At 70.8% G+C, this 26895-nt stretch carries 17 protein-coding genes; 4 read left to right on the top strand and 13 right to left on the bottom strand.

Features of this window, described 5'->3' with window-relative positions:
• Positions 1–152: 152 nt before the first annotated feature.
• Positions 153–1313, bottom strand: a complete 1161-nt coding sequence (locus tag WA762_RS30980; RefSeq protein WP_335940175.1) for a PLL family lectin — start codon at positions 1311–1313, stop codon at positions 153–155.
• 342 nt (positions 1314–1655) lie between these two features.
• Here WA762_RS30980 and WA762_RS30985 point away from each other — a divergent pair, with 342 nt between their 5' ends.
• On the top strand, positions 1656–2048 hold the full coding sequence (locus WA762_RS30985; protein WP_335940177.1) for an NTP pyrophosphohydrolase: 393 nt from the start codon (positions 1656–1658) through the stop codon (positions 2046–2048).
• Between the two features lie 55 nt (positions 2049–2103).
• On the opposite strand, the gene WA762_RS30990 is transcribed toward WA762_RS30985, so the two are convergent.
• From WA762_RS30990 to ngcE, 9 genes are all read right to left on the bottom strand, one after another.
• Positions 2104–3636 carry an amino acid permease gene (locus tag WA762_RS30990; RefSeq protein WP_335940179.1) on the bottom strand — a complete coding sequence of 511 codons (1533 nt, stop codon included), beginning with the start codon at positions 3634–3636 and terminating at the stop codon, positions 2104–2106.
• 188 nt (positions 3637–3824) lie between these two features.
• Positions 3825–5747 (bottom strand): 1-deoxy-D-xylulose-5-phosphate synthase, encoded by a 1923-nt coding sequence (gene dxs, locus WA762_RS30995; protein ID WP_335940233.1) that lies wholly within the window; start codon positions 5745–5747, stop codon positions 3825–3827.
• Positions 5748–6159: 412 nt separating this feature from the next.
• Complete coding sequence (locus tag WA762_RS31000; RefSeq protein WP_335940181.1) at positions 6160–7542, bottom strand: sugar ABC transporter permease; 1383 nt, start codon at positions 7540–7542, stop codon at positions 6160–6162.
• Positions 7539–8333 carry an ATP-binding cassette domain-containing protein gene (locus tag WA762_RS31005; protein WP_335940182.1) on the bottom strand — a complete coding sequence of 265 codons (795 nt, stop codon included), beginning with the start codon at positions 8331–8333 and terminating at the stop codon, positions 7539–7541. Before WA762_RS31005 ends, WA762_RS31000 begins: the two co-directional genes overlap by 4 nt.
• Before the next feature lie 134 nt (positions 8334–8467).
• Positions 8468–9562, bottom strand: a complete 1095-nt coding sequence (locus tag WA762_RS31010; RefSeq protein ID WP_335940183.1) for a substrate-binding domain-containing protein — start codon at positions 9560–9562, stop codon at positions 8468–8470.
• 122 nt (positions 9563–9684) lie between these two features.
• Positions 9685–10884, bottom strand: coding sequence for an ROK family transcriptional regulator (locus tag WA762_RS31015; protein WP_335940184.1), 1200 nt, complete (start codon positions 10882–10884; stop codon positions 9685–9687).
• Positions 10885–11235: 351 nt separating this feature from the next.
• A complete protein-coding gene (locus WA762_RS31020) occupies positions 11236–12153 on the bottom strand; it encodes a carbohydrate ABC transporter permease (protein ID WP_335940186.1) in 918 nt (305 codons plus the stop codon).
• A gap of 92 nt (positions 12154–12245) precedes the next feature.
• Complete coding sequence (locus WA762_RS31025; protein WP_335940187.1) at positions 12246–13169, bottom strand: carbohydrate ABC transporter permease; 924 nt, start codon at positions 13167–13169, stop codon at positions 12246–12248.
• Between the two features lie 50 nt (positions 13170–13219).
• Positions 13220–14668: an N-acetylglucosamine/diacetylchitobiose ABC transporter substrate-binding protein gene (gene ngcE, locus WA762_RS31030; RefSeq protein ID WP_335940188.1), complete on the bottom strand. Its 1449-nt coding sequence runs from the start codon at positions 14666–14668 to the stop codon at positions 13220–13222.
• Positions 14669–15165: 497 nt separating this feature from the next.
• On the opposite strand from ngcE, the gene WA762_RS31035 reads away from it, so the two are divergent.
• Positions 15166–19011: a GH92 family glycosyl hydrolase gene (locus tag WA762_RS31035; protein WP_335940191.1), complete on the top strand. Its 3846-nt coding sequence runs from the start codon at positions 15166–15168 to the stop codon at positions 19009–19011.
• A 12-nt stretch (positions 19012–19023) separates the two neighbouring features.
• Here the strand turns inward: WA762_RS31035 and WA762_RS31040 are convergent, their stop codons facing one another.
• The 3 genes from WA762_RS31040 to WA762_RS31050 form a co-directional block, all read right to left on the bottom strand.
• Entirely contained in the window at positions 19024–19692 is a 669-nt protein-coding gene (locus tag WA762_RS31040; protein WP_335940193.1) for a histidine phosphatase family protein, read from the bottom strand.
• Between the two features lie 228 nt (positions 19693–19920).
• Positions 19921–22635, bottom strand: coding sequence for an aconitate hydratase AcnA (gene acnA / locus WA762_RS31045; RefSeq protein ID WP_335940195.1), 2715 nt, complete (start codon positions 22633–22635; stop codon positions 19921–19923).
• Between the two features lie 650 nt (positions 22636–23285).
• Complete coding sequence (locus tag WA762_RS31050) at positions 23286–23945, bottom strand: GntR family transcriptional regulator (protein ID WP_335940197.1); 660 nt, start codon at positions 23943–23945, stop codon at positions 23286–23288.
• A gap of 118 nt (positions 23946–24063) precedes the next feature.
• On the opposite strand from WA762_RS31050, the gene lhgO reads away from it, so the two are divergent.
• Entirely contained in the window at positions 24064–25311 is a 1248-nt protein-coding gene (gene lhgO / locus WA762_RS31055) for an L-2-hydroxyglutarate oxidase (protein WP_335940199.1), read from the top strand.
• 86 nt (positions 25312–25397) lie between these two features.
• On the top strand, positions 25398–26807 hold the full coding sequence (locus WA762_RS31060) for an MFS transporter (RefSeq protein ID WP_335940201.1): 1410 nt from the start codon (positions 25398–25400) through the stop codon (positions 26805–26807).
• The last annotated feature ends 88 nt before the right edge of the window (positions 26808–26895 follow it).

Below are 26895 nucleotides of genomic sequence, written 5' to 3' on the forward strand. Positions count from 1 at the left end.
CGGCTCACGCGACTCCGACGGCCGTTCAGGGGGCATGCGCCGCCCCGCCTCCGACACGTCATGCGTCCTCCCCCGGCGCGTCCTCCAAGGGCCCCTGACGCGCCCTCCGGGCTCCGTCCGCGCCGGTCGGGAGAGTCAGCCGGTCGGGAGAGTCAGGAAACCCTGCGCCAGCGCCGGAAGACGAGCCCCTCACGGGACGGGTCCTGGCGGGTGATGTGCAGCGCGCCCCGCTCGTCGAGCGCGGCCACCACCACCCGCCCCGCGCCGTCGACGACGGTCTGGACCGACACGGCGTCCGGTCCGCTCGTCGGCTCCCACCACAGGCCGTAGTCCTCGTGCTCCGTGACATGCGCGGCCACCTCCACGCCGCCGCTCGCGGCGCGCTGCACGAGCACGGTGCAGTCGTGGCCGCCGACGACCGTCCGGGTCACGGCGGGCGCACCGCGCCCTCCCGCGCCCCCGAGCCCGATCGGGCCGTCGCCGTCGCCGCCGCCGGTCCCCGGGCGCCAGGCCACGAGGGAGCCGTCGCCCGGGTGACGCCAGAAGAACGTGGCCCGGCCGGGCCCGGTCCCGTACGCCGTCGCGCTGCCGGCGACCGCCGGGGCGGCGGCCCGCCCGGCGGGTTCGAAGGGGCCCTGGGCCCGGGCCGTCCAGCGGGCGGTCGCCGAGGCGTCGTGGGCGAGGAGTTCCAGCGGGCCGTTCTCCGCCATGACCGCGACCGGTTCTCCGGGGCAGGGCCCGTCCAGGACGCTCTTCCAGCCGTCCCAGCCGCCCTCGGGGCCGCGGCTGCGGCGGAAGACCTCGCCGGAGCGGGTGACGACGAGTACGTGGACGGCCCCGGTGACGGGATCCGCCTCGGTCAGCGGACCGAAGGCGAGCGAACGGTCCGTGTCCGGCGCGGGCCTGGGCGCGCCGAGGTTGTGCCAGGGGGTCAGCGGGCGGCCGGTCTGGAACTGGGTGGCGAGCACGATCTCCAGCCGGGCCGGGTCCCCGGCGGACGCCCGGCGGGCGGCGATGTGCAGATAGCCCTCGCGGGTCCGGGCCAGGCTCGGACGCCCCGCCCAGCGGGGCACCTCGACCGTCTCCGGGCCCGTCCACGTCTCGCCGGGGCCCGCGTGCTCGGTCCAGCGGACGAGGCCGCGCGGGCCCTGCCCGTACGCGGTCATCAGTCCGTCGGGGCGTGTGAACAGCCAGCGCCCGAACGGCACCGGGGTCACCGGGACCGCCGAAGGGGCCGCCGAAAGGACCGGCCCGGCGGTCCCGCCCCGCCCGGGCGGGGTCTCCTCGGCCCGCCTGTCCCTGCCGCGGCTCATGAGCCCGCTCCGCGCCGCCGCGCGGGCGCCGCCGGATCCGCTGGGGGAATCTCGCTCACATCGCCCACCTGGCCCTCACTTCCGTGCGAACATCCCCCCACCGGCCACTGTCCGAACATCTGTCTATCATCCGCCGGCTCCCGCCCCGGGCAGGTGGGCCGGCGCCCCGTGCCGCCCGGTCCCTCTCGTACGCGCATGTCATGTCCCTACGGAGGAAGCAGGCGAGCCCCTGACCGGACCGATCATCGCGCTCCGGCAGCGGTTCCTGCCCGCCCTGCTGAGCGAGATCGCCTCGCGGGACCTGCGGGGCGTGCCCCGGCCGGCTCGTGGCAGGCTTCCGGCATGGCGGACGAACGGACCCTGCTGATCGTCGACGCGGCCAATGTGGTCGGGTCGGTGCCCGACGGCTGGTGGCGGGACCGGCACGGGGCGGCCGTGCGGCTGCGCGACGCCCTGGTGCCGCTGGCCGGGGACGGTCTGCCGGGCCTCCCCGGCCCCGTCGACGTGGTGCTGGTGGTGGAGGGCGCGGCCCGGGGCATCGCCCCGGTGCCCGGGGTGCGGGTGGAACCGGCTCCGGGCAGCGGGGACGACCGGATCGTGGAACTGGCCTCGGCGGCGGGCGGCCGCTCCTGCGTGGTGGTCACCGCCGACCGGGAGCTGCGCCGTCGCGTGGAGGCGCACGGGGCGCGCTGCCTGGGGCCCCGCGCGGTGCGGCCGCTGCCGCCGGGGAGGTAGCCCGGCCGCCCGGCGCCCAGCCCGGTGACGCCCGGCTTCCAGGGGGTGCGGGGGTTCAGGGGGTGCGGGACGGTCCGCCGCGGCGGGCGGCGGGTTCGTCGAGCCGGCTGTGCCGGCGCCCGTACCAGAAGTAGATGATCACTCCGAGGATCATCCAGACCGCGAACCGCAGCCAGGTCTCGGCCGGCAGATTGAGCATCAGCCAGACGGAGGCGATCACCGACACGACGGGAACGACCGGCACCCACGGGGTGCGGAACGCCCGGGGCAGCTCGGGGCGGGTGCGGCGCAGCACGAGGACGCCCAGGGCGACGACGACGAACGCGAAGAGGGTGCCGATGTTCACCAGCGTCGCCAGTTCGTTGATGCTGGTGAAACCGGCGACGATCGCGATGATCACGCCGAGCAGGATGGTCGGGCGGTACGGGGTGCGGAAGCGGGGGTGCGTCTTGGAGAAGAACCGCGGCAGCAGCCCGTCCCGGCTCATGGCGAAGAACACCCGGGTCTGGCCCAGCAGCAGGATCAGGCAGACGGTGGTCAGGCCGATCGCGGCGCCGAAGCTGATGACCCCGGCGAAGACGGGCCGTCCGACGGCCTTGAAGGCGTCGGCCAGGGGCGCCTCGACGGACAGGTCGGTGTAGTGCTCCATGCCGGTGACCACCAGGGAGACGCCGACGTAGAGCGCGGTGCAGATGAACAGCGAGGCGAGGATGCCGCGTGGCATGTCGCGCTGCGGCTGCTTGGTCTCCTCGGCGGCGGTGGCCACCACGTCGAAGCCGATGAAGGCGAAGAAGACGATGGAGGCGGCGGTGAAGATGCCCATGAGGCCGAAGTTGGTGGGCGCGTACCCGGACATCAGCTGCACCAGCGGGGCGGTCAGCCCGGAGCCGGCCGCCTGGGGTCGCGGCGGGGGGATGAACGGCGTGTAGTTGGCGGCCTTGACGAAGAACAGCCCCGCGGTGATCACGACGAGCACCACGGCGACCTTGATGGCGACCACGACCGAGGTGACCCGCGCCGAGAACTTCATGCCGAGCACCAGCACCACGGTCAGGACGAGGACCAGGGCGAAGGCCAGGATGTCGAAGCCGAATCCTTTCGCCACGTCGGTTCCGGAGAGCACCCCGGGCATGCTCCAGCCGAAGTTGTCCATCAGCGAGCGGACGTAGCCGGACCAGCCGACCGCCACCACCGCCGTGCCGAGCGCGAACTCCAGCACCAGGTCCCAGCCGATGATCCAGGCGACGATCTCGCCGAGCGAGGCGTAGGCGAAGGTGTACGCGGAACCGGCGACCGGGACCGTGGAGGCGAACTCGGCGTAGCAGAGGGCGGCCAGGGCGCAGACGACGCCGGCGACCACGAAGGCGAGGGCGGTGGCCGGTCCGGCGGTCTCCTTGGCCACCTTGCCGGTGAGCACGAAGATGCCGGTGCCGATGATGACCCCGACCCCGAAGACGGTGAGGTCCAGCGCGGAGAGGGACTTCCTGAGCGCGTGCTCGGGCTCCTCGGTGTCGCGGATGGACTGCTCCACCGACTTGGTCCGGAACAGGCCGTCGCGGCTGGGGGGTGGGTCCTGCTGGGCGGTCACCGGCGTACCTCCACGCACTCGTCGTGTACGCCATGATTTGTCATGGTTCGTGACCCCCTCGGCGGCGGAGGTGCGCGCACCGGGCGTTTTCACGCGAACGGGCCGGTCGGACCACCCTCGCGGGGTGGCCGACCGGCCCGTTCGGCGGTGCCGGGGATCGCTCGTACGGGCCGTCGGCCCGCCGGGGATCAGTCGCGGACCGGCTCGATCACGGAACCGTCTTCCGCGGCCGTCCCGAAGCGCCCGTCGAGCTTGGCGACCAGGCCGGTGACCTGGCGGGCGATGTCCGGCGCGGTCAGCCCGATCTCGGCCATGACCTCGCTGCGGGAGGCGTGGTCGAGGAAGCGCGGCGGGATGCCGAAGTCGCGCAGCGGCACGTCCACCCCGGCGTCGCGCAGGGCCTGCGAGACGGCGGAGCCGACGCCGCCGGCGCGGCTGTTGTCCTCGACGGTGACGACGACCCGGTGCCGTTCGGCGAGCGGGGCCATGGCGTCGTCGACCGGCTTGACCCAGCGGGGGTCGACGACGGTCGTCGAGATGCCCTGGGCGTCGAGCAGGTCCGCGATCTCCAGGCACATCGGGGCCAGCGCGCCGACGGAGACCAGCAGGACGTCCGGCCGGTCGGCGCCGGGCTCGCGCAGCACGTCCATGCCGCCGACCCGGCCGACGGCCTTGACCGCCGGGCCGACCGCGCCCTTGGAGAAGCGGACCACGGTGGGCGCGTCGTCGACGTCGACGGCCTCGCGGAGCTGGGCGCGGACCTGGTCGGCGTCGCGCGGAGCGGCGATCCGCAGCCCGGGCACGCACTGGAGGATCGACATGTCCCACATGCCGTTGTGCGAGGCGCCGTCGGTGCCGGTGACCCCGGCCCGGTCCAGGACGAAGGTCACCCCGCAGTTGTGCAGCGCGACGTCCATCAGGACCTGGTCGAAGGCGCGGTTGAGGAAGGTGGCGTAGACCGCGAAGACCGGGTGCAGTCCGCCGGTGGCGAGGCCGGCCGCGGAGACCGCGCCGTGCTGCTCCGCGATGCCGACGTCGTACGTGCGGTCCGGGAACGCCTCCTGGAACTTGGTCAGCCCGACCGGCTGGAGCATGGCCGCGGTGATCGCGACGATGTCCTCGCGCTCCTTGCCGAGCTTGACCATCTCCTCGCCGAAGACGGAGGTCCAGTCGAGACCCGCGGTGGCGACCGGGAGGCCGGTGTCGGGGTGGATCTTGCCGACGGCGTGGAAGCGGTCGGCCTCGTCCTGGAGGGCGGGGGTGTAACCCCGGCCCTTCTCGGTGAGGCAGTGCACGATGACGGGCCCGCCGAAGCGCTTGGCGCGCTGGAGCGCGGACTCCAGGGCCTCGATGTCGTGGCCGTCGATCGGGCCCACGTACTTCAGGCCGAGGTCCTCGAACATGCCCTGCGGGGCGATGAAGTCCTTCAGCCCCTTCTTCGCGCCGTGCAGCGTCTCGTACAGCGGCCTCCCGACGACGGGGGTGCGTTCCAGGATGTCCTTGCCGCGGGCCAGGAAGCGCTCGTAGCCGTCGGTGGTGCGCAGGGTCGCGAGGTGGTTGGCGAGACCGCCGATGGTCGGCGCGTAGGAGCGCTCGTTGTCGTTGACGACGATGACGAGCGGACGGTCCTTGGCGGCGGCGATGTTGTTCAGCGCCTCCCAGGCCATGCCGCCGGTGAGCGCGCCGTCCCCGATGACCGCGACGACGTGGTCGTCCTTGCCGAGGATCTCGTTGGCCTTGGCCAGGCCGTCGGCCCAGCCGAGCACGGTGGAGGCGTGCGAGTTCTCGATGACGTCGTGCTCGGACTCCGCGCGGGAGGGGTAGCCGGACAGGCCGCCCTTGCTCTTGAGCTTCGAGAAGTCCTGGCGGCCGGTGAGGAGCTTGTGCACATAGCTCTGGTGACCGGTGTCGAACAGCACCTTGTCCTTCGGCGAGTCGAAGACCCGGTGCAGGGCGATGGTGAGTTCGACCACGCCCAGGTTGGGGCCGAGATGGCCACCGGTCTTCGAGACTGCGTCGACGAGGAAGGTCCGGATGTCCTCGGCGAGCTGGTCCAGCTGCTCGGGGGTGAGCCGGTCCAGGTCACGCGGTCCAGCGATGCGGGTCAGCAGATCCCACCCGCCCGCCGCCGCCCTTGCACGTCGCGCTTCGCGCGGCTGTGTCACCGTGCCTCCTTGCGTGTTGAGCTGGGTCGAGCATGCCGATCCGATGAGTCTAGTGTTCCGTCCGTGCGCGGGGTCATCGGGCGGGGCGTTCGGGACGGACTCGGTACAGGACGGGGACACGCCCGTGCAATCGCCCGGCGCACGACCGCGCGCGGAACGGGCGCGCGCCGGGTGTGCGGCCGCGCGGGGGTCCCGTGCGCGCGGACCCTGCCGCGCTCGGGGCGCGACCGCCGGCGCGGGCCCGGACGCGCGCTCGGGGCGCGCTCGCGCCCGTGCCGTTCCCGCCGCGCCCGTACGGTCATGACGGGGCGCCCGGCGCCGTCGGGGGCGCCGGGCCTCCGGCCGGATGTGCCCGACGTCACGCACGCCCCGCGGTCTTCTGGGTGCGGCGGGAGACCGAGTCGATGACCACCGCGGCCAGCAGCACCGCCCCGGTGATCATGGACTGGATGGCGCTGGCCATGCCGATCATGTTCAGCCCCTGCTGGATCGACTGGATCACGATCATGCCGAGCAGGGCGGACCAGACCTTGCCGCGCCCCCCGAAGAGGCTGGTGCCTCCGATGACGGCCGCCGCGATGACCAGCATCAGGGTGTTGCCGCCGCCGACGCTCTTGGTGGCGCCGCCGGAGAGGCTGGCGATGAAGAGGCCGCCGAAGGCGCCGAGCATCCCGGACAGCGCGAAGACGGTGATCCGGACCCGGGCGACGTCGATACCGGCACGGCGCGCGGCCTCCGGGCTCCCGCCGACCGCGAAGACCTGCCGGCCGAAGGCGGTGCGCCGGGCGACGAAGTCCGCGACGACCAGGACCGCGAGGAAGAGCACCAGGGCCAGCGGCAGCCCGCGGGCGCCCGTCGGCTCGTTCAGGACGTACGCGGCGGCGAGGCACAGCACGGCGACGACGGCGGTGCGCAGCGCGACCTCGCCGTTGGCACGGGCGGGCAGGCCCGCGGCCCGGCGGCGCCGGACGTCCGTCAGCAGGGAGGCGGCATACGCGAGGACGGCGACCAGCGCGAGTCCGTAACCGGCGGCCTTGTACTCGAAGAAGTAGTTGGTCAGGTCCTCCACGACGCTGCCCGAGGGCGTGTTGATCGAGCCCTCGCCGCCCATCATCCAGTCCTGGAGGCCGCTCCAGCCGAGGAAGCCGGCCAGGGTGACGACGAACGCCGGCACGCCGATCCGGGCGAAGAAGAAGCCGTGCAGGGCGCCCAGGGCCGCCCCGAAGAGCAGGGCGACGCCGATCGCGAGCCACTCGTTCCAGCCGCGGTCGACCTGGAGGACGGCCCAGGTGGCCGCGCCGACGCCGGCGACGGAGCCGACCGAGAGGTCGATCTCGCCCAGCAGCAGGACGAACACGATGCCGACCGCCATGATGCCGAGGCCGGAGCTGTAGACGGCGATGTTGGCGACGGAGCCGGCGGACAGGAAGTTGTCGTTCCGCCACTGGAAGACGATCGCGATGAGGACCAGTCCGACGAGGACCGGCAGCGAGCCGAGCTCGCCGCCGCGCACCCTGCGGCCGAACGCGGACCAGTAGCCCCAAAAGCCCTCCGCGCGGACGAGCAGTCGCGGGTCGGGAGCGGGCGCGGAGGCTGCGTCGGGGGCGGGGGCGGCGGTCTCCGACGGCTCCGGATTTCCGGGAGTGCCGGCGGCGGGCGTCCCGGTCGTGCGGGAAGGCTTCGAGGTCTCGGGGTTCTCGGGATGGTTGGGGGTCTCGGGGGTCTCGGCGAGGTCGCTCACTTCGCGTCCTCCTTCGTGGCCGTGCGCGCCCGGCGGCGGGTGACGGCGTTGTCGGTGGCGCCGGTGATGGCGGCGATGATCTCCTCGTGGGTGGTGCTCGCGACGTCGAAGAAGCCGTTGTTGCGGCCGAGGCGGAGCACCGCCACCCGGTCCGCCACGGCGCGCACGTCGGCCATGTTGTGGCTGATGAGGATGACGCCGTGGCCCCGTTCGCGCAGCCGCTCCACCAGGTCGAGCACCTGGGCGGTCTGCTCGACGCCGAGCGCCGCGGTCGGCTCGTCCAGGATGACGATCCTCGGGTCGCCGATCAACGCCCGTGCGATGGCGACGACTTGGCGCTGTCCGCCGGAGAGCGCCGCGACGGGGATGCGGACGCTCGGGATCCGGATGGAGAGGGTGTCCAGCAGTTCCCTGGCCCGCTTCTCCATCGCGATCTCGTCGAGCACCGAGGCTCTGCGCAGTTCGCTGCCGAGGAAGAGGTTGGCGACGACGTCGAGGTTGTCGCAGAGCGCCAGGTCCTGGTAGACGGTGGCGACTCCGAGGTCCTGGGCGTCGTTCGGGCGGCTGATCCGGACCGGGACGCCGGCCCACTCGATGACGCCCTCGTCGATCGGGTGGACTCCCGAAATGGTCTTGACGAGGGTCGACTTGCCGGCGCCGTTGTCGCCGACCAGCGCGACGACCTCGCCGGAACGGACTTCCAGGTCCACATCGGTGAGCGCCTGGACGGCGCCGAACCGTTTGGAGATTCCGCGCAATGCCAGCACGGGCGGAGCGGACACGTGAATCATCTCCTTCACCGCCTCGCCGGCGGGAACGATGGTGCGGAGCACGGGATGCGCGTGGGGGGAAGGTCCGGCGCCCGCCCCCTGCTCGCGGGGCATGGACGGGGCGGGCGCCGCACCGGACTCCGGTTCGTGCGGCGCTACTTGATGCCGGCCGCCGCGCAGGCGGCCTGGTACTCCGGGGTGCAGATCTGCGCGGCCTGGTAGACCTTGTCGGCGATGATCGTGCTCGCCACGTTCTCCTTGGTCACCACCTGGGCGTCGTACAGCTTGGCCGGGATGCCCTTGAACTCGCCGGACAGGCTGTCGACCTGAGTCGACGTCAGCTCGTCGAACTTCTCGCCCTTGAGGAGCCTGACCGCGATCTCCGCGGTGGTCTCCGCCTCCGGCTTGATCTGCTTGTAGATCGTGAAGGACTGATCGCCCTTCAGGATGCGCTGGAGGCCCGCGAGTTCGGAGTCCTGGCCGCCCACCGGGACCTTGATGCCCCGCTTGTTCAGGGCCGTGATGATGCCGCCCGCCATGCCGTCGTTGGCGGAGTACACCCCCTGGAAGCCGTTCTTGCCCAGGGAGTCGATGGCGGCGCCCATCTTCTTGTTGGCCTCGTCCGGGGACCAGTCGGGGATGTCCTGCTCGTAGACGACCTTCTTGACCTGGGTGTCCAGGACGCTGTGCGCGCCCTTCTTGAAGAACGGGGCGTTCGGGTCGGTCGGCGAGCCGTTGATCATGACGACGTCGCTCTCCTTGGCGCCGGGACCGAGCGCCTTGACCAGCGCCTCGCCCTGGAGGCGGCCGATCTTCTCGTTGTCGTACGACACGTACGCGGAGATCGGGCCCTCGGCGAGGCGGTCGTACGCGACGACCTTGACGCCCTTCTTCTCCGCCTGCTGGACCCAGGACTTGGTGGCCTTGTAGTCGACGGAGTCCAGGATGATGACCTTGACGCCCTGGGTGATGAGCGCGTCGAACTGCTTCTTCTGGGTGTCGCTCTGCTGCGCCGCGTTGCTGTACTTGACCTTGCAGTCGCCGCACAGCTGCGCGACCTTCGCCTCGATGAGGGGGCGGTCGAACGTCTCGTATCGGGTGGTCTTGTTCTCCGGCAGCAGCAGACCGATGCTCTTGCCGTCACCGTCGGCGGCCTTGTCGTCACCGCCCGCCTTGCCACAGGCGGCGAGAGAGACGGCCATGGAGATTGCGGCCGTTCCCATGACGATGCGACGCGTCGTTACGTTCATACGGATTGCCTCCCCTGACGTGGCCGCGACATGGCGGCCGAGGTGGCAGGCAGTCAACTCGGCCTGAACAACGGCGTCAAGGAGTAAATCTTTAACGAGATGACAACGGTGCCATTCCTTCTCTAAGTGAATGCGGGAGCCTGTGCCGAGGCTCCGCTCTCCAAAAGGGTGGAATCCCCCATCTCGCTCAGCACCAGGGCCAGCGCGCCCAGCACCTCGGCCCGGCCGCCCAGCGCCCCGGGCAGTACCGAGAGCTGCCGGGCCGCGCTGGGGATGGCGTAGCGGGAGACCGAGTCGCGGATCGGCGCGATCACCACCTCGCCCGCCTCGGCCAGCGACCCGCCGAGCACCACCCGGCTGGGGTTGAGCAGATTGCAGAGGTTGGCCACCCCGCTGCCGATGTGGCGTCCGACGTCCGCGATCACCCGGCGGCAGCCCGGGTCCCCCTCACGGGCCAGCTGGACCATGCGCTCCATGGTGAGGTCCTGGCCGTGGCTCGGTCTGAGCAGCGGCAGGACGTAGCGCGCCGCGGTGAACGTCTCCAGGCAGCCCCGGTTGCCGCAGCGGCACACCGGGCCCGACTCGTCGAGCGTGATGTGCCCGATCTCGCCGGCCGTGCCGCCGGGGCCCCGGTAGATGCGGCCGTCGATCACCAGGCCGGCCCCGACCCCGTCGGCGACCTTGATGTACGCGAGGTCCCTGACTCCGCGGCCGCTCCCCCAGACCAGTTCGCCGAGGGCCCCGAGGTTGGCGTCGTTGTCCACGTGCACCGGCACGCCGAGCCGGCGGCCCAGCTCCTCGCCGGGGTTGATCCCGCGCCAGCCCGGCAGGATCGACGTGGATCCCAGCGTCCCGGACTCGACGTCGATGGGGCCGGGCACGCCGAGCCCCACTCCGATCACCTTGTCCGGGCCGACGCCCGTCGCCGCGACGAGCCGCTCGACCAGCCGCTGGGCCCGGCCGAAGCCCTCCGCGGACGAGGCGTCGACGTCCAGCGGCTCCGCCTCCTCGGCGAGCACCTGGTGGGCGAGGTTGCCGACCGCCACCCGCAGATGCGTGTGGCCGAAATCGACGCCGATCACGATGCCCGCGTCGCCGCTGAGCGAGACGCTGCGGGCCCGCCGGCCGCCCGCCGAGGTGGGGGTCACCTCGACCGTGCCGCCTTCCTTCAGTTCACGAACGATGTTGGAGACGGTGGCCGCCGACAGACCGGTGCTCCGCGCGATCTCCGCCTGGGTGAGCGAGCCGGCCATGCGGACCGCCCGCACGACCCGCTCAAGGTTGGCGCGATGCAGGGACGTCTGCGACCCGGGAGTCTCCATCGACTCACACTCCTACCGTTCTCTCCAACATGTGAAGTCTAAGCTGACCGTTTTGCGACGCCCCCCGTCAAGACCTTGATCCTTCAAGGACGCCCGAAAGCCCTCGTCGCCGCAGGCGGGGGCGCCGGACGGCCGCGCGCAGCCGGTCGCCCAGCCGCCCCGCTGCCCGGCCGCACGAGCCCCCGGCCGCACCCGAGCGCCCCGGCGGCAGCCCGGGCCCGTGGTCCGTGCCGGCCGCCGGGGCGGCGGCACGGACCGCGCGCCGGCCGCGGCGCCCCCGTACACGCGGATCGCCCGCCGGCGGGTGGCCGGCGGGCGATCGCGGGAGGGACGGCGGGGCGGGTCGCGGCGCTACTTCACCGCGCCCGCGGTGAGGCCCGCGACGACCTGGCGCTGGAAGACGATGTAGGCCGCGAGGACCGGCAGCATCGCCATCACCAGACCGGCGAACAGGCCGGACCAGTCGCCCTTGTACCCCTGGCTGTTGGCCAGTTCGACCAGCCCCTGGGAGAGCACCCGCTGGTTCGGGTCGGTGTTGAGCACCGTCGGCAGCATGTACTGGTTCCACTGCCCGAGGAAGTTGAAGATGCCGACGCTGATCAGGCCCGGCCGCGCCATCGGCAGCATCACCTGGAAGAACGTCCGGGTGTGCGAGGCGCCGTCGAGCATGGCCGCCTCCGCCACCGAGGTCGGCAGCGTCCGGAAGAACGAGGTGAGGAAGAAGACGGTGAACGGCAGCGAGTACGCGATATAGACCATGATCAGTCCGTGTCGCGTGTTCAGCAGGGCCATGTTGTTCATGACGAAGAACAGCGGCACCAGCGCCAGGATGATCGGGAAGCTCATCCCGCCGATGAACAGGTAGTAGATGAAGCGGTTGCCGGGGAAGTCGAACCGCGCCAGCACATACGCCGCCATCGAGCCCAGCAGCAGGGTGCCGACCAGCGAACAGCCCACCACCACGACGGTGTTGAAGAAGTAGTCGCTCATGTGCGCCTGGCTCCAGGCGCGCGACCAGTTCTCGAAGTGCAGCTTGTCGGGCAGCTTCCACGGCGTCGACAGGATCGAGTCGTCCGTCTTGAAGGACGCCATGACCGCCCAGAGCAGCGGCATGACGACCAGGATCGCCCAGATGATCAGCACGCCGTGCGAGAAGACGTTGAGGACCTGGCCCTCGCCGCTCTTCTCCTTGACCACGGGCGCGGGCGCCTTGGCCGCGGGGGCCGGCCGCTCCGCCGGGGCGGCGGGAGGGGTGTCAGTGGTCTTCACGCGTACTCACCTCGTACTGTCGAGCCGGACACGGAGGCCGACCTGTGGTGCCTGCTGGGGGTGGCGGGGTGCGGGTCCCGTCGGTCGCGGCATCAGAACTCCAGCCGCTCGCGCCGGCCCAGTCGCATCACGACGGCGGCGAAGGCCATGGTGACGATGAGCAGTCCGACACCGATCGTCGTCGCGTATCCGGCCTGCCCGTCGCGGAAGGCCGTCTGGTACACGTACAGCGGGAGCACCGTGGTCGAGTAGTCGGGGCCGCCGGGACCCACGGTCATGACCTGCACGGCGGTGAACGCCTCCACGCCGAGGGCCAGGATGCCCATGTAGACCCAGCCCGACTGCACCGTGTCCCAGAGCAGCGGCAGGGTGATCCTGAAGAACGTGGTGAAGCGGTTGGCGCCGTCCAGGAGCGCCGCCTCGTAGAAGTCCCTCGGGATGGACGCCATGCCGGCGGAGAAGAGGACGACGAAGAACCCGACCGTCGACCAGATCAGCACGGTCATGACGCAGATGAGCGCCAGGTTCGGGTCGCCGAGCCACTCCGGCTGGACGGACTCCAGGCCGATCATCTTCAGCGTTCCGTTGATCATCCCGCTGCGGGGGTTGAACGCGAACTGGAACAGCAGGGCGACGATGACGATCGAGAGCACCTGCGGGAAGAAGTAGGCGATCTTGTAGAAGCCCGATCCGCGCACGCCGGAGACGGCGGCGTTCTTGCGCCGCCGGCCCCCCACGTTGAGCATGAAGGCGAAGAACAGCGCCAGGCCCAGCGTCACCAGCGGCAGCAGCAGCACGAGCAGCACGCTGTGCTGCAAGGACTTCCAGAAGACGTCGTCCTTGAGCATTCTCGTGTAGTTGTCGAACCCGACCATCGCGAAGTCGGGACTCAGGCCGGTCCAGTCCGTGAACGAGTAGTAGATGGACTGGACGAACGGCCAGATCACGAAGACCGCGTACAGCGCCAGTGGGACTGCCAGGAATCCCACGATGAAACGGTACTTGCCATGCTGCATCGTTTACCGACCCCGATCTTTCCGCGGGTGCCGCCGCTGGTGACGGTTGCTCACTGGTGCTTGTAGTGCTTGATGGACTGGTCCTTGGCCGCCGCGTCCGCGAACGCCTGGATCTTCTTGATGGTCTCCGCCGGGGTCGCGCGGCCGGCCATCATCTCGCCCAGACCGGCGACGCCGATCTGCTCCTTCTGGAGCTTCACGTACCAGTCCTGGAGGCGCGGGTTCACCACGTTGTCGCCGGCCTTCTTCAGCACGTCGACACCGGCCTGCAGGGCGGTCGACAGGGTCAGCCCGTCCGTGCCGCCGTTGAAGGCGCTGAGCGACTTGACCTGTTGGGTGAAGTTCTTCGAGGACTCCTCGGAGAGCATGATGCGCAGCTGCTCCATCGCGCCCTCGGGGTTCTTCGCGTGGGCGGGGACGATGAAGGGCTCGCCGCCGGAGGCCCAGATGGTGCCGAACGGCATCTTGTCGGACGCGTCCAGGCTGGACGGCGGCGCGACCATCATCTTGAAGTCCTTGGGCGTGGTGGGCGCGGCCTCGTTCTCCACCCACGAGCCGTTGGGGATGAAGAGCGCCTTGCCCTTGGTCCACTCGGTCTGCGACTGGATGTGGGTCAGGCCCGGGGTGCCCTGGAGGATGTACCCCTTCTGGTACAGCTCGTAGTACGCCTCGAACGCCGCCTTGACCGCGGGGTCCTTCCAGGCGTTCGGCTCCAGGTTGTCGATCTTGTCGAGAACCTCCCGGCCGCCGATCTTGGCGATGAACGGGTAGAGCGAGAACGGCAGGTAGTAGGGGTACTTGCCGGGGTACGTCCAGCCGGCGACGCCCTTCTTCTTCGCCTTGGCGCACAGGGCGAGCATGTCGTCCCAGGTCTCGGGGTACTGCGCGTCGAGGTTGTCGAGCGCGGTCTGCGAGTACCAGACGCCGTACACGGTGTACGCGTAGTACATGATCCAGACCGGGTCGCCCTCGAACTGGCCCATCTCCAGGACGCCGGGGCGCAGCGTGTCGCGGACCTTCTTGTTCGGGTCGTCGAGGGACGGGGCGTCCATCAGCGGGGTCAGGTCCAGCAGCTGCTTCTTGCCGACCAGGACGCCCATGTCCATCTGCTCGGCGCCCGAGTTGTCGATCAGGTCCGGCGGGGTGCCGCCGTTGAAGCGCGGCTGCAGCTGCGACTGGATCTTCTGGGTCGCGACGTGCTTGACCTTGGGAGCCTTCGGGAACGCCTCGTTGTACTTCTTCTCCGCGTCGATCGCGTACTGCTCGCCGAAGCCGCCGTTGAAGATGACGACTTCGAGCGGCGCCGTCTCGTTGACGCCGAGCGGGTTCTCCTTGGTGACCTTGCCCTTCTCGACCTTCTTGTCGTCGCCGCTGTCGCCGCTCGCGCACGACGACAGGAAGCCCATCGCCGGAACGGTGAGCAGACCGAGTGCGGCGGATCGCTTGATCACATCGCGACGGCCGAGGCCCTCATTCTTGTGGGCGGAGGTGGATCCCATGCTCAAGTCCTCGCCTTCTCCAGGACCCAGGCGGTGTGTACCGGTCGCCCGTTGATATTCGCCTCTGGCGAAGGGCCCCGCCACCGCGGTCAGTTGCGCTTGGTTAGTGCTGATTTTCAGGCTGGCCACGTGCATTGGGAGGTTCGGAAAGACCGGCCGCACAGGCACCCTCGTGCCCCTCCGGCCCCGCCCCGTGCCCCCCTTGCCCACTTCACCGGAAACGGCTGCGCAGACGCCGACAGGTATAGTCCACTCGCGGCCGACTGAGCAAGATCGAATGCAAGGTTGAACAGCAGTCTTTCCCGAGTTGAGACCTCGCGGATACCGACCCCGGACGCACTCCCCCGCCGGGGCGGGCATTGCCCCGAGGCGGCCGATTCTCCCGGCGCCTCGGCCACAACGCCCTTGACACATCCGGAACTTGCCTTCCTACTGGACCGTGCGCCTCGCTCTGACAACGTTGTCCGGATGCACTTCCTCGGAAGGAATGGCTCGGCATGCAGCCCCGACACGGACCTCGCAGGAGACATCGCCGTACGGCCGCGCTGATCGTGGTTTCCCTGGTATTGATCTTGATCGCTCCCGCCGCCGCTTCCGCCCGGTCCGGGGACGGCGGCGCGAACGGCCGAAACGCCTCGGTGACGCGGACATTCCGTTCTTCTTTCGAAGCGAACGAAAAGCAACCGGACTGGCGCAACACCGTCGAAGAAGGCCCTGGCGGAAAGAAGCGGTCATCGGGTGTCGACGGCGGATTCTCCACTGGAATACCGGGCAATGTCACCGACAAGGTGACAGACGTCCGGGCCAGTGCCGAGAACACCGGCGGCGGCGAGGTGAAGGAGAACCTCGTCGACGGGGCGCCCGCCACCAAGTGGCTCGCCTTCGCGACCACCGCCTGGGTGGAGTTCGACCTGGCCGAGCCGGTGAAGGCGGTGACCTACGCGCTGACCTCGGCCGACGACCACGCCGAGCGCGACCCGAGGGACTGGACCCTGCAGGGCTCCACCGACGGCGAGGAGTGGACGGACCTCGACTCCCGCGCCGGCCGGTCCTTCCCCGAACGGTTCCGGACCGTGTCGTACGACATCGCCTCCCCCGCCGCCTACGCGCACTACCGGCTGCGGATCACCGCGAACAACGGCGCGACGGACGCGACCCAGCTGGCCGACGTCCAGTTCTCCGACGGCGACACCACGCGCCCGGTGCCCGACACCATGCGCAGCCAGGTCGACCGCGGCCCGTCCGGCTCGCCCACCGCGAAGGCGGGCGCGGGCTTCACCGGGCGCAGGGCCCTGCGGTACGCGGGCACGCACCGGGCGGACGGCCGGGCCTACTCGTACAACAAGGTGTTCGACGTGAACATCGCCGTCACCCGTGACACCACGCTCTCCTACCTGGTCTATCCGCAGATGACGGAGACCGACCTCTCCTACCCGGCGACCCATGTCGCGGTGGACCTGGCGTTCACGGACGGCGCCCATCTGAGCGAGCTGCGGGCCGCGGACACCCATGGCGGCCCGCTCACCCCGCGCGGCCAGGCCGACGCCGAGCGGCTCTACGTCAACCAGTGGAACAGGGTCGAGTCACCGATCGGCGCGGTCGCGGCGGGCCGGACCGTCGACCGGATCCTGGTCGCGTACGACTCCCCCGCGGGCCCGGCGAAGTTCCAGGGCTGGATCGACGACCTCGCGATCGCGCCGAAGAAGCCCGAGAAGCGCCGCGCGCATCTGTCCGACTATGTGTCGACGGTCCGCGGCACCAACTCCAGCGGGAGCTTCTCGCGCGGCAACGCCTTCCCCGCCACCGCCGTCCCGAACGGCTTCAACTTCTGGACGCCGGTCACTGACGCCGGTTCGACCAGCTGGCTGTACGAGTACGCGCGCGGCAACGACGAGGACAACCTGCCGACGCTCCAGGCGTTCGCCGCCGGCCACGAGCCGAGCCCCTGGATGGGCGACCGGCAGACCTTCCAGCTGATGCCGTCCACGGCCCCCGGCGCGCCGGACGCCTCCCGCACGGCCCGGGCGCTGCCGTTCCACCACGAGAACGAGACGGCGCGGGCCCACTACTACGGCGTGACCTTCGACAACGGGCTGAAGGCCGAGATGACGCCGACCGACCACGCGGCCCGGATGCGTTTCACCTTCCCCGGTGACGACGCGAGCGTGATCCTCGACAACGTCACCGGCGCCGGCGGGCTCGCGCTCGCCCCGGCGACCCGCTCCTTCACCGCCTTCTCCGACGTGCGCAGCGGCGGTTCGACCGGCGCCACCCGTCTCTTCGTGTACGGCGTCTTCGACGCGACGGTCACCGCGAGCGGCCGTCCGGCGGGCGGCGGAGGCGCGGACGTGACCGGGTACCTCCGCTTCGACGCGGGCCGGGACCGCACGGTCGGGCTGCGTCTGGCGACCTCGCTGATCGGCGTCGAGCAGGCGAAGCGGAAACTCGCGGCCGAGATCCCCGCCTCCCGCTCCTTCGAGCAGGTCGAACGGAGCGCGCAGCGGGCCTGGGACGGCCTGCTGGGGCGGGTGGAGGTCGAGGGCGCCACCCCCGACCAGCTGACCACGCTCTACTCCGGCCTGTACCGGCTGTACCTGTACCCGAACTCGGGCTTCGAGCGGGTCGGCGGCCGGGCCCGGTACGCCAGCCCCTTCTCCCCCCGTACCGGCCCGGACACCCCCACCCGCACCGGCGCGAAGATCGTCGACGGCGAGGTGTACGTCAACAACGGCTTCTGGGACACCTATCGCACCACCTGGCCGGCGTACTCCCTGCTCACCCCCGGCCGGGCCGGGAGGATGGCGGACGGCTTCGTCCAGCAGTACAAGGACGGCGGCTGGATATCCCGTTGGTCCTCCCCCGGCTACGCCGACCTGATGACCGGCACCTCCTCCGACGTCGCGTTCGCGGACGCCTACGTCAAGGGCGTGGAGTTCGACGCCGAGGCGGCGTACGAGGCGGCGCTGAAGAACGCCACCGTCGTCCCCCCGTCCTCGGGCGTCGGCCGCAAGGGCATGGCCACCTCCCCGTTCACCGGCTACACGGACACCGGCACGCACGAGGGCCTGTCGTGGTCGCTGGAGGGATACCTCAACGACTTCGGCATCGCGCGGATGGCGCGGGCGCTCCACGAGAGGACGGGCAAGCGGCGCTACCGGGAGGAGTCCGAGTACTTCCTGAACCGCGCCCGCGACTACGTCCGGCTCTTCGACGACCGGGTGGGCTTCTTCCAGGGCCGCGACGCCGAGGGCGGTTGGCGGCTCCCGCCGGACGCGTACGACCCGCGCGTCTGGGGCTACGACTACACGGAGACCAACAGCTGGGGGTACGCCTTCACCGCCCCGCAGGACAGCCGGGGCCTGGCGAACCTGTACGGCGGGCGGGCCGGGCTGGCCGAGAAACTCGACGCCTTCTTCGCCACGCCGGAGACGGCCGCTCCCGAGTTCACCGGCTCGTACGGCGGGGTCATCCACGAGATGACGGAGGCCCGCGACGTCCGGATGGGCCAGTACGGTCACAGCAACCAGGTGGCGCACCACGTCGCCTACATGTACGACGCCGCCGGGCAGCCCTGGAAGACGCAGGAGAAGGTCCGCGAGATGATGGGCCGCCTGTACACGGGCAGCGAGATCGGCCAGGGCTACCACGGCGACGAGGACAACGGCGAGCAGTCGGCCTGGTACCTCTTCTCCGCGCTCGGCTTCTACCCGCTGGTCATGGGCGGCGGCGAGTACGCGGTCGGCTCACCGCTCTTCACCCGGGCCACGGTCCATCTGGAGAACGGCCGCGATGTGGTGGTCCGGGCCCCGCGGAACAGCGCGACGAACGTCTATGTGCAGGGGCTGGAGGTCAACGGCCGGAAGTGGACGTCGACTTCGCTGCCGCACGGCCTCCTCACCCGGGGCGGGACCCTGGACTTCGCCATGGGCGCGACGCCGTCGTCCTGGGGCACCGGCGAGAACGCGGCGCCGACGTCGATCACCACGGACGACCGGGCGCCCTCGCCGAGGGCGGACGTGCTGAGGGGCCCGGGCCCGCTCTTCGACGACACCTCGGCCACGGCGGCGCCGGTCGCCTCGGTGGACCTCCCGGTGCCGTCGGCCACCGCCGCGGCCCAGTACACGCTGACGTCGGACGCCGCCGGCGCGGCCCCCGCCGGCTGGGTCCTCCAGGGTTCGGCGGACGGCACGCGCTGGAAGGACCTGGACGTGCGGTCGCACGAGTCGTTCGCCTGGGACCGCCAGACCCGGGCGTTCTCGGTGCGGTCCCCCGGCTCGTACGCGCACTACCGCCTGGTGTTCGCCGGTACGGGGAGGCTCGCGGAGATCGAACTGCTCGCCTGACGGCCCGTCGCGCTAGCCCTCCGGCGTCTCCGGTGTCTCCGGTGTCTCCGGTGTCTCCGGTGTCTCCGGCGGGAACAGGCTGCGCGGCAGGCTCACGTTCCACGCCGTGATCACCGGTCGGCCGTGCTCGGTGCCGAGCCGGGAGACGGCCCCCGTGGCGAGCTGGAACAGCGTGCCCTCGGCCGGGCCCAGCCCCAGGTAGCGGGCGGTGAGCACCCGCAGGAAGTGGGAGTGGGCGACGAGCGCGATGTCCTGCCCCGCGTCCCGGCCGGCCTCCCGCGCCACCTCGGCCAGCACCCGGTCGGCGCGTGCCCCGACCTCGGCGGGGGTCTCGCCGGGGTGCCCCTCGGGGCCGGGGGCGACGCCGTCGGTCCACAGGTTCCAGCCGGGGCGGGTGCGGTGGATCTCGTCGGTGGTCACGCCCTCGTAGCCGCCGTAGTCCCATTCGTGCAGTTCGGGCGTGACGCGGGGCGCGGCGAGACCGGCGAGTTCGGCGGTGCGCCGGGCCCGTGCCGAGGGGCTGACCAGGGTGAGCGCGATCCGCCGGCAGGTGAGCAGGGGCGCCAGCGCGCGGGCCTGGTGCTCGCCGAAGGGGGTCAGGGGCAGGTCGGTGTAACTGGTGTGCTGCCCGGACCGCGACCACTCGGTCTCGCCGTGCCGGATCAGGATCAACTCGCCCATGGCTCCGTTCCGCTCCCTCTGTTCCTCGGCTGCTCTTCTGTTCCTCGGCTGCTCTTCGGCGTGGCCCGGGGCCCGCGCCTCCGTACGGGGAACCCGTGGGCCCACGATCGCATTCCGCTCCGCCTCGCGGCCGGTGGGACCTGCGGTCCGGCCGGCCGGGAACGCGCGAGGGGCCGCACCCCGGAATCCCCCGGAGTGCGGCCCTCGGCTCTGCCGACCGCCTGGCGCCTACTTGCGGATCAGGCTGCGCAGCACGTACTGCATGATGCCGCCGTTGCGGTAGTAGTCCGCCTCACCGGGGGTGTCGATGCGGACGACCGCGTCGAACTCCACACCGGTGTCGGTGGCGACCTTGACCGTGCGCGGCGTGGCGCCGTCGTTCAGCTCGGTCACGCCGGTGATGGAGAAGGTCTCCTGACCGGTCAGGCCGAGGGACTCGGCGGTCGCGCCCTCCGGGAACTGGAGCGGGAGGACGCCCATGCCGATGAGGTTCGAGCGGTGGATGCGCTCGTACGACTCGGCGATGACGGCCTTGACGCCGAGGAGCGCGGTGCCCTTGGCGGCCCAGTCGCGGGACGAGCCGGAGCCGTACTCCTTGCCGGCCAGGACGACCAGCGGGGTGCCGGCGGCCTGGTAGTTCTGCGAGGCGTCGTAGATGAAGGAGACCGGGCCGTCGGCCTGCGTGAAGTCGCGGGTGTAGCCGCCCTCGGTGCCCGGCGCGATCTGGTTGCGCAGGCGGATGTTGGCGAACGTGCCGCGGATCATGACCTCGTGGTTGCCCCGGCGCGAGCCGTAGGAGTTGAAGTCACGGCGCTCCACACCGTGCTCGGTGAGGTACTTGCCGGCCGGGGTGTCGGCCTTGATGGCGCCGGCCGGGGAGATGTGGTCGGTGGTGACCGAGTCGCCCAGCTTGGCGAGCACCCGGGCGCCGGCGATGTCCTCGACCGGGGCCGGGTCCATCGTCATGCCCTCGAAGTACGGGGGCTTGCGGACGTAGGTCGACTCGGCGTCCCACTCGAAGGTGTTGCCGGTCGGGATCGGCAGGGCCTGCCACTGGGCGTCGCCCGCGAACACGTCCTGGTAGGACTTGTTGAACATGTCCTCGCCGATGGCGTTGGCGACGACGTCGTTCACCTCGGCCTCGGTCGGCCAGATGTCCGCCAGGTGGACGGGCTTGCCGTCCTGGTCGACGCCGAGGGCGTCCTTGGTGATGTCCACCTTCATCGAACCGGCGAGGGCGTACGCGACGACCAGCGGCGGGGAGGCCAGGTAGTTCATCTTGACGTCGGGGTTGATCCGGCCCTCGAAGTTGCGGTTGCCGGAGAGCACCGAGGTCACGGCCAGGTCGTGGTCGTTGACCGCCTTGGAGACCTCCTCCGGCAGCGGGCCGGAGTTGCCGATGCAGGTGGTGCAGCCGTAGCCGACGAGGTTGAAGCCGACCTTGTCGAGGTACGGGGTCAGGCCCGCCTTGTCGAAGTAGTCGGTGACGACCTTCGAGCCCGGGGCGAGGGTGGTCTTGACCCACGGCTTGCGGGTCAGGCCCTTCTCGACCGCCTTCTTCGCCACGAGCGCGGCGGCGACCATGACGTACGGGTTCGAGGTGTTGGTGCAGGAGGTGATCGCGGCGACGGTGACGGCGCCGTGGTCCAGCTCGTAGGTGGTGCCGTCGGGGGCGGTCACGGGGACCGGGTTCGACGGGACGCCGTTGGTGGCGGCCGGGGAGTCGGAGGCCGGGAAGGACTCCTTGCCCGCCTCGTCGGCGGTGTCCACGTAGTTGCGGACGTCCTGCTTGAACTGCTCGGCGGCGTTGGCGAGGACGATGCGGTCCTGCGGGCGCTTCGGGCCGGCGATCGACGGGACGACCGTCGACAGGTCCAGCTCCAGCTTCTCGGAGAAGTCCGGCTCGGCGGCCGGGTCCAGCCAGAGGCCCTGCTCCTTGGCGTACGCCTCGACGAGCGCGACCTGCTGCTCGTCGCGGCCGGTCAGGCGCAGGTACTTCAGCGTCTCGTCGTCGATCGGGAAGATCGCGGCGGTGGAGCCGAACTCCGGCGACATGTTGCCGATGGTGGCGCGGTTCGCGAGGGAGGTGGCGGCGACGCCTTCGCCGTAGAACTCGACGAACTTGCCGACGACGCCGTGCTTGCGGAGCATCTCGGTGATGGTCAGCACCAGGTCGGTGGCGGTGGTGCCCGGCTTCAGCTCGCCGGTCAGCTTGAAGCCGACGACGCGCGGGATGAGCATCGAGACCGGCTGGCCCAGCATCGCGGCCTCGGCCTCGATGCCGCCGACGCCCCAGCCCAGGACGCCGAGGCCGTTGACCATGGTGGTGTGCGAGTCGGTGCCGACCAGGGTGTCGGGGTACGCCTGGCCGCCCCGGACCATGACCGTACGGGCCAGGTGCTCGATGTTGACCTGGTGGACGATGCCGGTGCCCGGCGGGACGACCTTGAACTCGTCGAAGGCGGTCTGGCCCCAGCGCAGGAACTGGTAGCGCTCCCGGTTGCGGCCGTACTCCAGCTCGACGTTCTGGCCGAAGGCGTCCTTCGTGCCGAACTTGTCGGCGATGACGGAGTGGTCGATGACCAGCTCGGCCGGGGCGAGGGGGTTGATCTTGGCGGGGTCGCCGCCCAGCTCCTTCACGGCCTCACGCATGGTGGCGAGGTCCACGACGCACGGCACGCCGGTGAAGTCCTGCATGATCACGCGGGCCGGGGTGAACTGGATCTCCTGGCTGGGCTGCGCCTGGGAGTCCCAGCCACCGAGCGCCCGGATGTGGTCGGCGGTGATGTTCGCGCCGTCCTCGGTGCGGAGCAGGTTCTCCAGGAGCACCTTCAGGCTGTACGGGAGGCGCGCGGAGCCCTCGACCTTGTCCAGCCTGAAGATCTCGTACGACTCGTCGCCCACGCGCAGCGTGCTGCGGGCGTCGAAGCTGTTCGCCGACACGACAGTCTCCTTCATCAATGTGCGCGTACTCCGCGCCGCGCCTCATGACGGCGGGCGCCGCGTGGTGCCGCCTGCGGCCCCCCGACCGTCCGCTAAGGTAAGACTTAGTTAGGTAACCCTTACCCGATGGCGGACTGCGGTGCGCCTTCGGCAATTATCTCGATGTCGAGATAACTCTAGTACATCACCTCCGCACGGTCATGCGCGGGCGTCCCCGTGTTCTGTCGCAGCGCAGGTCGACCGGTTCTCATCGAAGGTTGAGCACCTATGGCGCCGAGGACCGCGCGATCCAGAAGAGAGAGGCGATGAGGTTGCGGTCCACCGTGACGGTGTCGCGGTCCAGCGGGGGAGCCCCGGGCGGTCACTGATCAGTCGGGTCAGCGCCGGGGGCGGCGGTCCTCGACGGCCGACGACGAGCCGGTGGCCGCGATGGCCACCCGGACGACGTCCGCCGCGGTGACGTGCGGAACCGGCCGGACCCGGCCCCGTTCTCGTATAGCTGTACGAGAACAGAGCCGGGTCCGGCCGGTGCTGATCCATCTCCCGGGGAGTGGGCACTTCGCGCTGGGCCCGCAACACGGTGCGCTGCCGGACCGCGGCCGAAATCACTGCCGCGCCCTCGAGTCCGGCCGCCGGCGACGGCCCGAAGGTCACTTCCCCCGGTGGGCGGCCATGACGTGATCGCGGGCGCCTTCAACGTGCGCGGTGATCACGCGGCGCAGCGCGGCGGCGTCACGGTCGCGCAACACGTCGACCATCCGCTGGTGTTCGTCGTCGATGCGTTCGAGGTCGTGGCCCGAGCGCGCCCAGCGTCGGCTGTACGGCTCGACGAGGTGCAGCAGCTGGTCGACGAAGCGCAGGGTGAGCCGCTGCTCGGAGAGGGCGTATATGCGCCGGTGGAACTCGTAGTTGAGGGAGGCCCGGCTCGCGGTGTCGGCGCCCTGGCGGCGCATCTCGTCGGCGAGGTCCTGGAGTTCGTCGATGTCCCGGTCGCGGCAGCCGCGCACGATTTCTTCGGCCAGGTGCGGTTCCATCCGGAGACGCAGTTCGAAGAGTTCGGCGATCTCGCCGTGGCTGAGCTCGGCGACGACCATGCCGCGCTGCGGCTGCAATTCGATCAGGCCCTCGGCCGCCAGCGCGTGCAGGGCCTCGCGCAGGGGGATTCGGCTCACCTTCAGCTCGGTCGCGAGCTTCTCCTGCACCAGACGGGCGCCCGGGAGCAGTCCACCGTCGCGGATGGCGGCGCGCAGCCGGTCGGCGATGACGCCGGCGCTGTTGCTCGTGCTGGGGGTGCGGGCTCCTCGGGTCACCTCGGCACTCTATCTCTTGTGCATCAACGCAGCGACTGTATACATTCACTCTCCGCCAGCAGCGAATGTATACAGTCGCTGCGCATCTCACGTTCGCGTCACCAGAAAGGACTGCCGGATGTCACGTGCCGTCGACGTCGCCGTCATCGGAGGAGGACTGCTCGGGCTCGCCACAGCCCGCGCGCTGCTGCGAGCCCGGCCCGGCCTGTCCGTCACGGTCCTGGAGAAGGAGGAACACTGGGGCGCCCACCAGTCCGGGCACAACAGCAACGTCATCCACAGCGGCCTGTACTACGCACCCGGCTCCCTCAAGGCCCGGCTGGCCCGGGCCGGCGGCGAGGAAATGATCAGGTACTGCGAGCAGCACCAGGTGCCCGTCAAGCGCACCGGAAAGCTCGTGGTGGCCACCTCCACGGCCCAACTCCCCGGCCTGGACGCGCTCGCGGAGCGCGGCCGGGCGAACGGTGTCACGGTGCAGCGGCTGAGCCGCGCCGAGTTCGCCGAGCGGGAACCGCATGTCTCCGGGGTGGCCGCGCTGTCGGTCGCCGACACCGCGATGACCGACTTCGCCCAGGTGTGCCGGGCGCTGGCGGCCGAGCTGACCGAACTCGGCGCCGAGCTGCGCCTTCAGTCACCGGCGCTCTCCTTCACCGCCACCGCGGACCGGACTGTGATCCACACGCCCGGTGAGGAACTCCGGGCCCGGACCCTCGTGAACTGCGCGGGCCTGCACAGCGACAAGATCGCGGCTGCGGCCGGTGACCGCCCGACGGTACGGATCATGCCCTTCCGCGGAGAGTACGCAGAAATCAGGCCCGGCCGCCGCGGGCTGGTCAACAACCCCGTGTACCCCGTACCCGACCCCGAACTGCCCTTCCTCGGCGTGCACATCACCCCCATGCTCGACGGCTCGGTCCACGTGGGGCCCAACGCCGTACCCGCGCTGGCCCGCCAGGGCTACCGCTGGCGCGACGTCGACCCCCGCATGGTGTCCGAGCTGCTGCGGGACCCGGCCCTGCGCCATCTCGCGCGGCGCTTCTGGCGACACGGGGTCACCGAGATCAGCCGGTCGCTCCTCTGGCCGCTGTTCGTCCGCGACGTCCGCCGCCTGGTCCCGGAGATCGAAAGCAGGGACATGCGGCGGCACGGAAGCGGCGTACGCGCACAAGCGGTCACGGCGGACGGGCAACTGGTCGACGACTTCGTCATCAGCCGCACCCCGCGCGCCGTCCACGTGCTCAACGCGCCGTCACCCGCGGCCACATCCAGCCTCCACATCGGGAGCCGGATCGCGGCCGACGTCTTCGAACAGCTCGGCCACGGGGATTCGGCCCGGACCGTACGCGAAGAGTCCGCCGAGGCCTGACCGCTCCCCGCCCGCCGACGCAGGACCCGCCGTCTCTTCCCCTCCCCGCCCTACCCCTCTCTTTCAACGGTGATCGAGGACAGCCCATGGCGAACGCCCCGCACACAGCCACTCAGGACCCCGGACCGCCCCCCGCCATCGCCCGCCGCCGCGTTGCCACCGCCACCATCGTGGGCTCCGCACTGGAGTGGTACGACTTCTACCTCTACGCCTCCATGGCCGCGCTGGTCTTCGGCAAGATCTTCTTCCCGCAGACCGACGACGCGGCCGGCACCATGGCCGCCTTCGCCACCTTCGCGGCCGGATTCCTGGCCCGCCCGCTGGGCGGCATCATGTTCGGTCACCTCGCCGACCGCATCGGCCGACGGAACGTACTGATCATCACCTTCGTCCTGATGGGCATCTCCACAGGGCTGATCGGCCTGCTGCCCACGTACGACACCGCAGGCATCGCGGCGCCTGCCGCCCTGGTGGCCCTGCGCATCCTTCAGGGCCTCGGCGCCGGAGCCGAGTACAGCAGCGCGGCAGTGGTCGCCTACGAGCACGCGGACGAGAACCGACGCGGCCGCCAGGGCGCCTGGCCGGCCCTGGGACTCAACCTTGGACTGCTGCTGTCGTCGCTGACCGTCACGGTGCTCACCTCCCTGAACGAGGAGACGCTCCTGACCTGGGGCTGGCGCGTCCCGTTCCTCGCGAGCTTCGCCCTCGCGGGTGTGGGCCTGTGGGTGCGGAGCCGCGTGCCCGAATCATCCGACTTCCACAACAGCAAGAAGAATCAGGAGCAGGACGCCGCCCCACAGATGCCGTTCGTCACCCTGCTGCGCAAGCAGCGGCGCGGCCTCCTCGTGGTCCTGGCCATCTCGTTGGGATACAACGCCCTCAGCTACATCTTCAAGACCTTCTCACTGGCCTACCTCTCGGACTTCCAGGACGTCTCGCCGAGCGTCGGCGCGTTCGGCATCGCCCTGGCCAGTGCCACCGCCATCGTCACCGTGCCGCTCTTCGGCTGGGCCAGCGACCGCTTCGGCAGCCGCAAGGTGCTCGCGGGCGGCGGCATCGCCTCGGCGCTCTTCGCCTTTCCGTTCTTCGTTCTGCTCGACACGCAGAACTCCACCGTGATCTGGCTGTGCCTGATCATCGCGACAGGCGTGCTGGCACCTGCCATGTTCGCCCCGCAAGGCGCCTTCCTCTCCCGCCAGTTCCCGCCGGACGTCCGGGTCAGCGGAGTCGGCACCGGGCGGGAGATCGGCGCCGCCCTCTCGGGCGGTCTGGCCCCGCTGGCGGCCCTGGCCATCGTCGGCGCCAGTGCGACCCACGCCACCTGGGGCGTCTCCCTCATCCTCATCGCCGGAGCCGTCGTGGTCGCCATCGGCGCCGCCTTCGACCAGGGCGCCCGCCCGGCCGCCCCACCTGCCGTACGGCAGGACTCCGACACCGACCAGACCCCCGGCCAGACACCGGACCGGGACGACGCCCGCGTGCCCCAGGCCCGCTGACGCCCAAGCCGATGACAAGGAGCCGCTGAACGGGGCGGCCCGGACCGAACACGGTCCGGGCCGCCCCGTTCAGTGACGCGGATCAGAT

Origin of the sequence: Streptomyces tyrfis, assembly GCF_037034285.1 — a bacterium.
Taxonomy (GTDB): Bacteria; Actinomycetota; Actinomycetes; order Streptomycetales; family Streptomycetaceae; genus Streptomyces.

Bases quoted from the DNA above. Each gene is read 5' to 3' on its own strand.
- WA762_RS30980 (WP_335940175.1), bottom strand. From the start codon at position 1,313: ATGAGCCGCGGCAGGGACAGGCGGGCCGAGGAGACCCCGCCCGGGCGG.
- WA762_RS30985 (WP_335940177.1), top strand. From the start codon at position 1,656: ATGGCGGACGAACGGACCCTGCTGATCGTCGACGCGGCCAATGTGGTC.
- WA762_RS31005 (WP_335940182.1), bottom strand. From the start codon at position 8,333: ATGATTCACGTGTCCGCTCCGCCCGTGCTGGCATTGCGCGGAATCTCC.
- WA762_RS31010 (WP_335940183.1), bottom strand. From the start codon at position 9,562: ATGAACGTAACGACGCGTCGCATCGTCATGGGAACGGCCGCAATCTCC.
- WA762_RS31015 (WP_335940184.1), bottom strand. From the start codon at position 10,884: ATGGAGACTCCCGGGTCGCAGACGTCCCTGCATCGCGCCAACCTTGAG.
- WA762_RS31025 (WP_335940187.1), bottom strand. From the start codon at position 13,169: ATGCAGCATGGCAAGTACCGTTTCATCGTGGGATTCCTGGCAGTCCCA.
- ngcE (WP_335940188.1), bottom strand. From the start codon at position 14,668: ATGGGATCCACCTCCGCCCACAAGAATGAGGGCCTCGGCCGTCGCGAT.
- WA762_RS31035 (WP_335940191.1), top strand. From the start codon at position 15,166: ATGCAGCCCCGACACGGACCTCGCAGGAGACATCGCCGTACGGCCGCG.
- WA762_RS31040 (WP_335940193.1), bottom strand. From the start codon at position 19,692: ATGGGCGAGTTGATCCTGATCCGGCACGGCGAGACCGAGTGGTCGCGG.
- lhgO (WP_335940199.1), top strand. From the start codon at position 24,064: ATGTCACGTGCCGTCGACGTCGCCGTCATCGGAGGAGGACTGCTCGGG.
- WA762_RS31060 (WP_335940201.1), top strand. From the start codon at position 25,398: ATGGCGAACGCCCCGCACACAGCCACTCAGGACCCCGGACCGCCCCCC.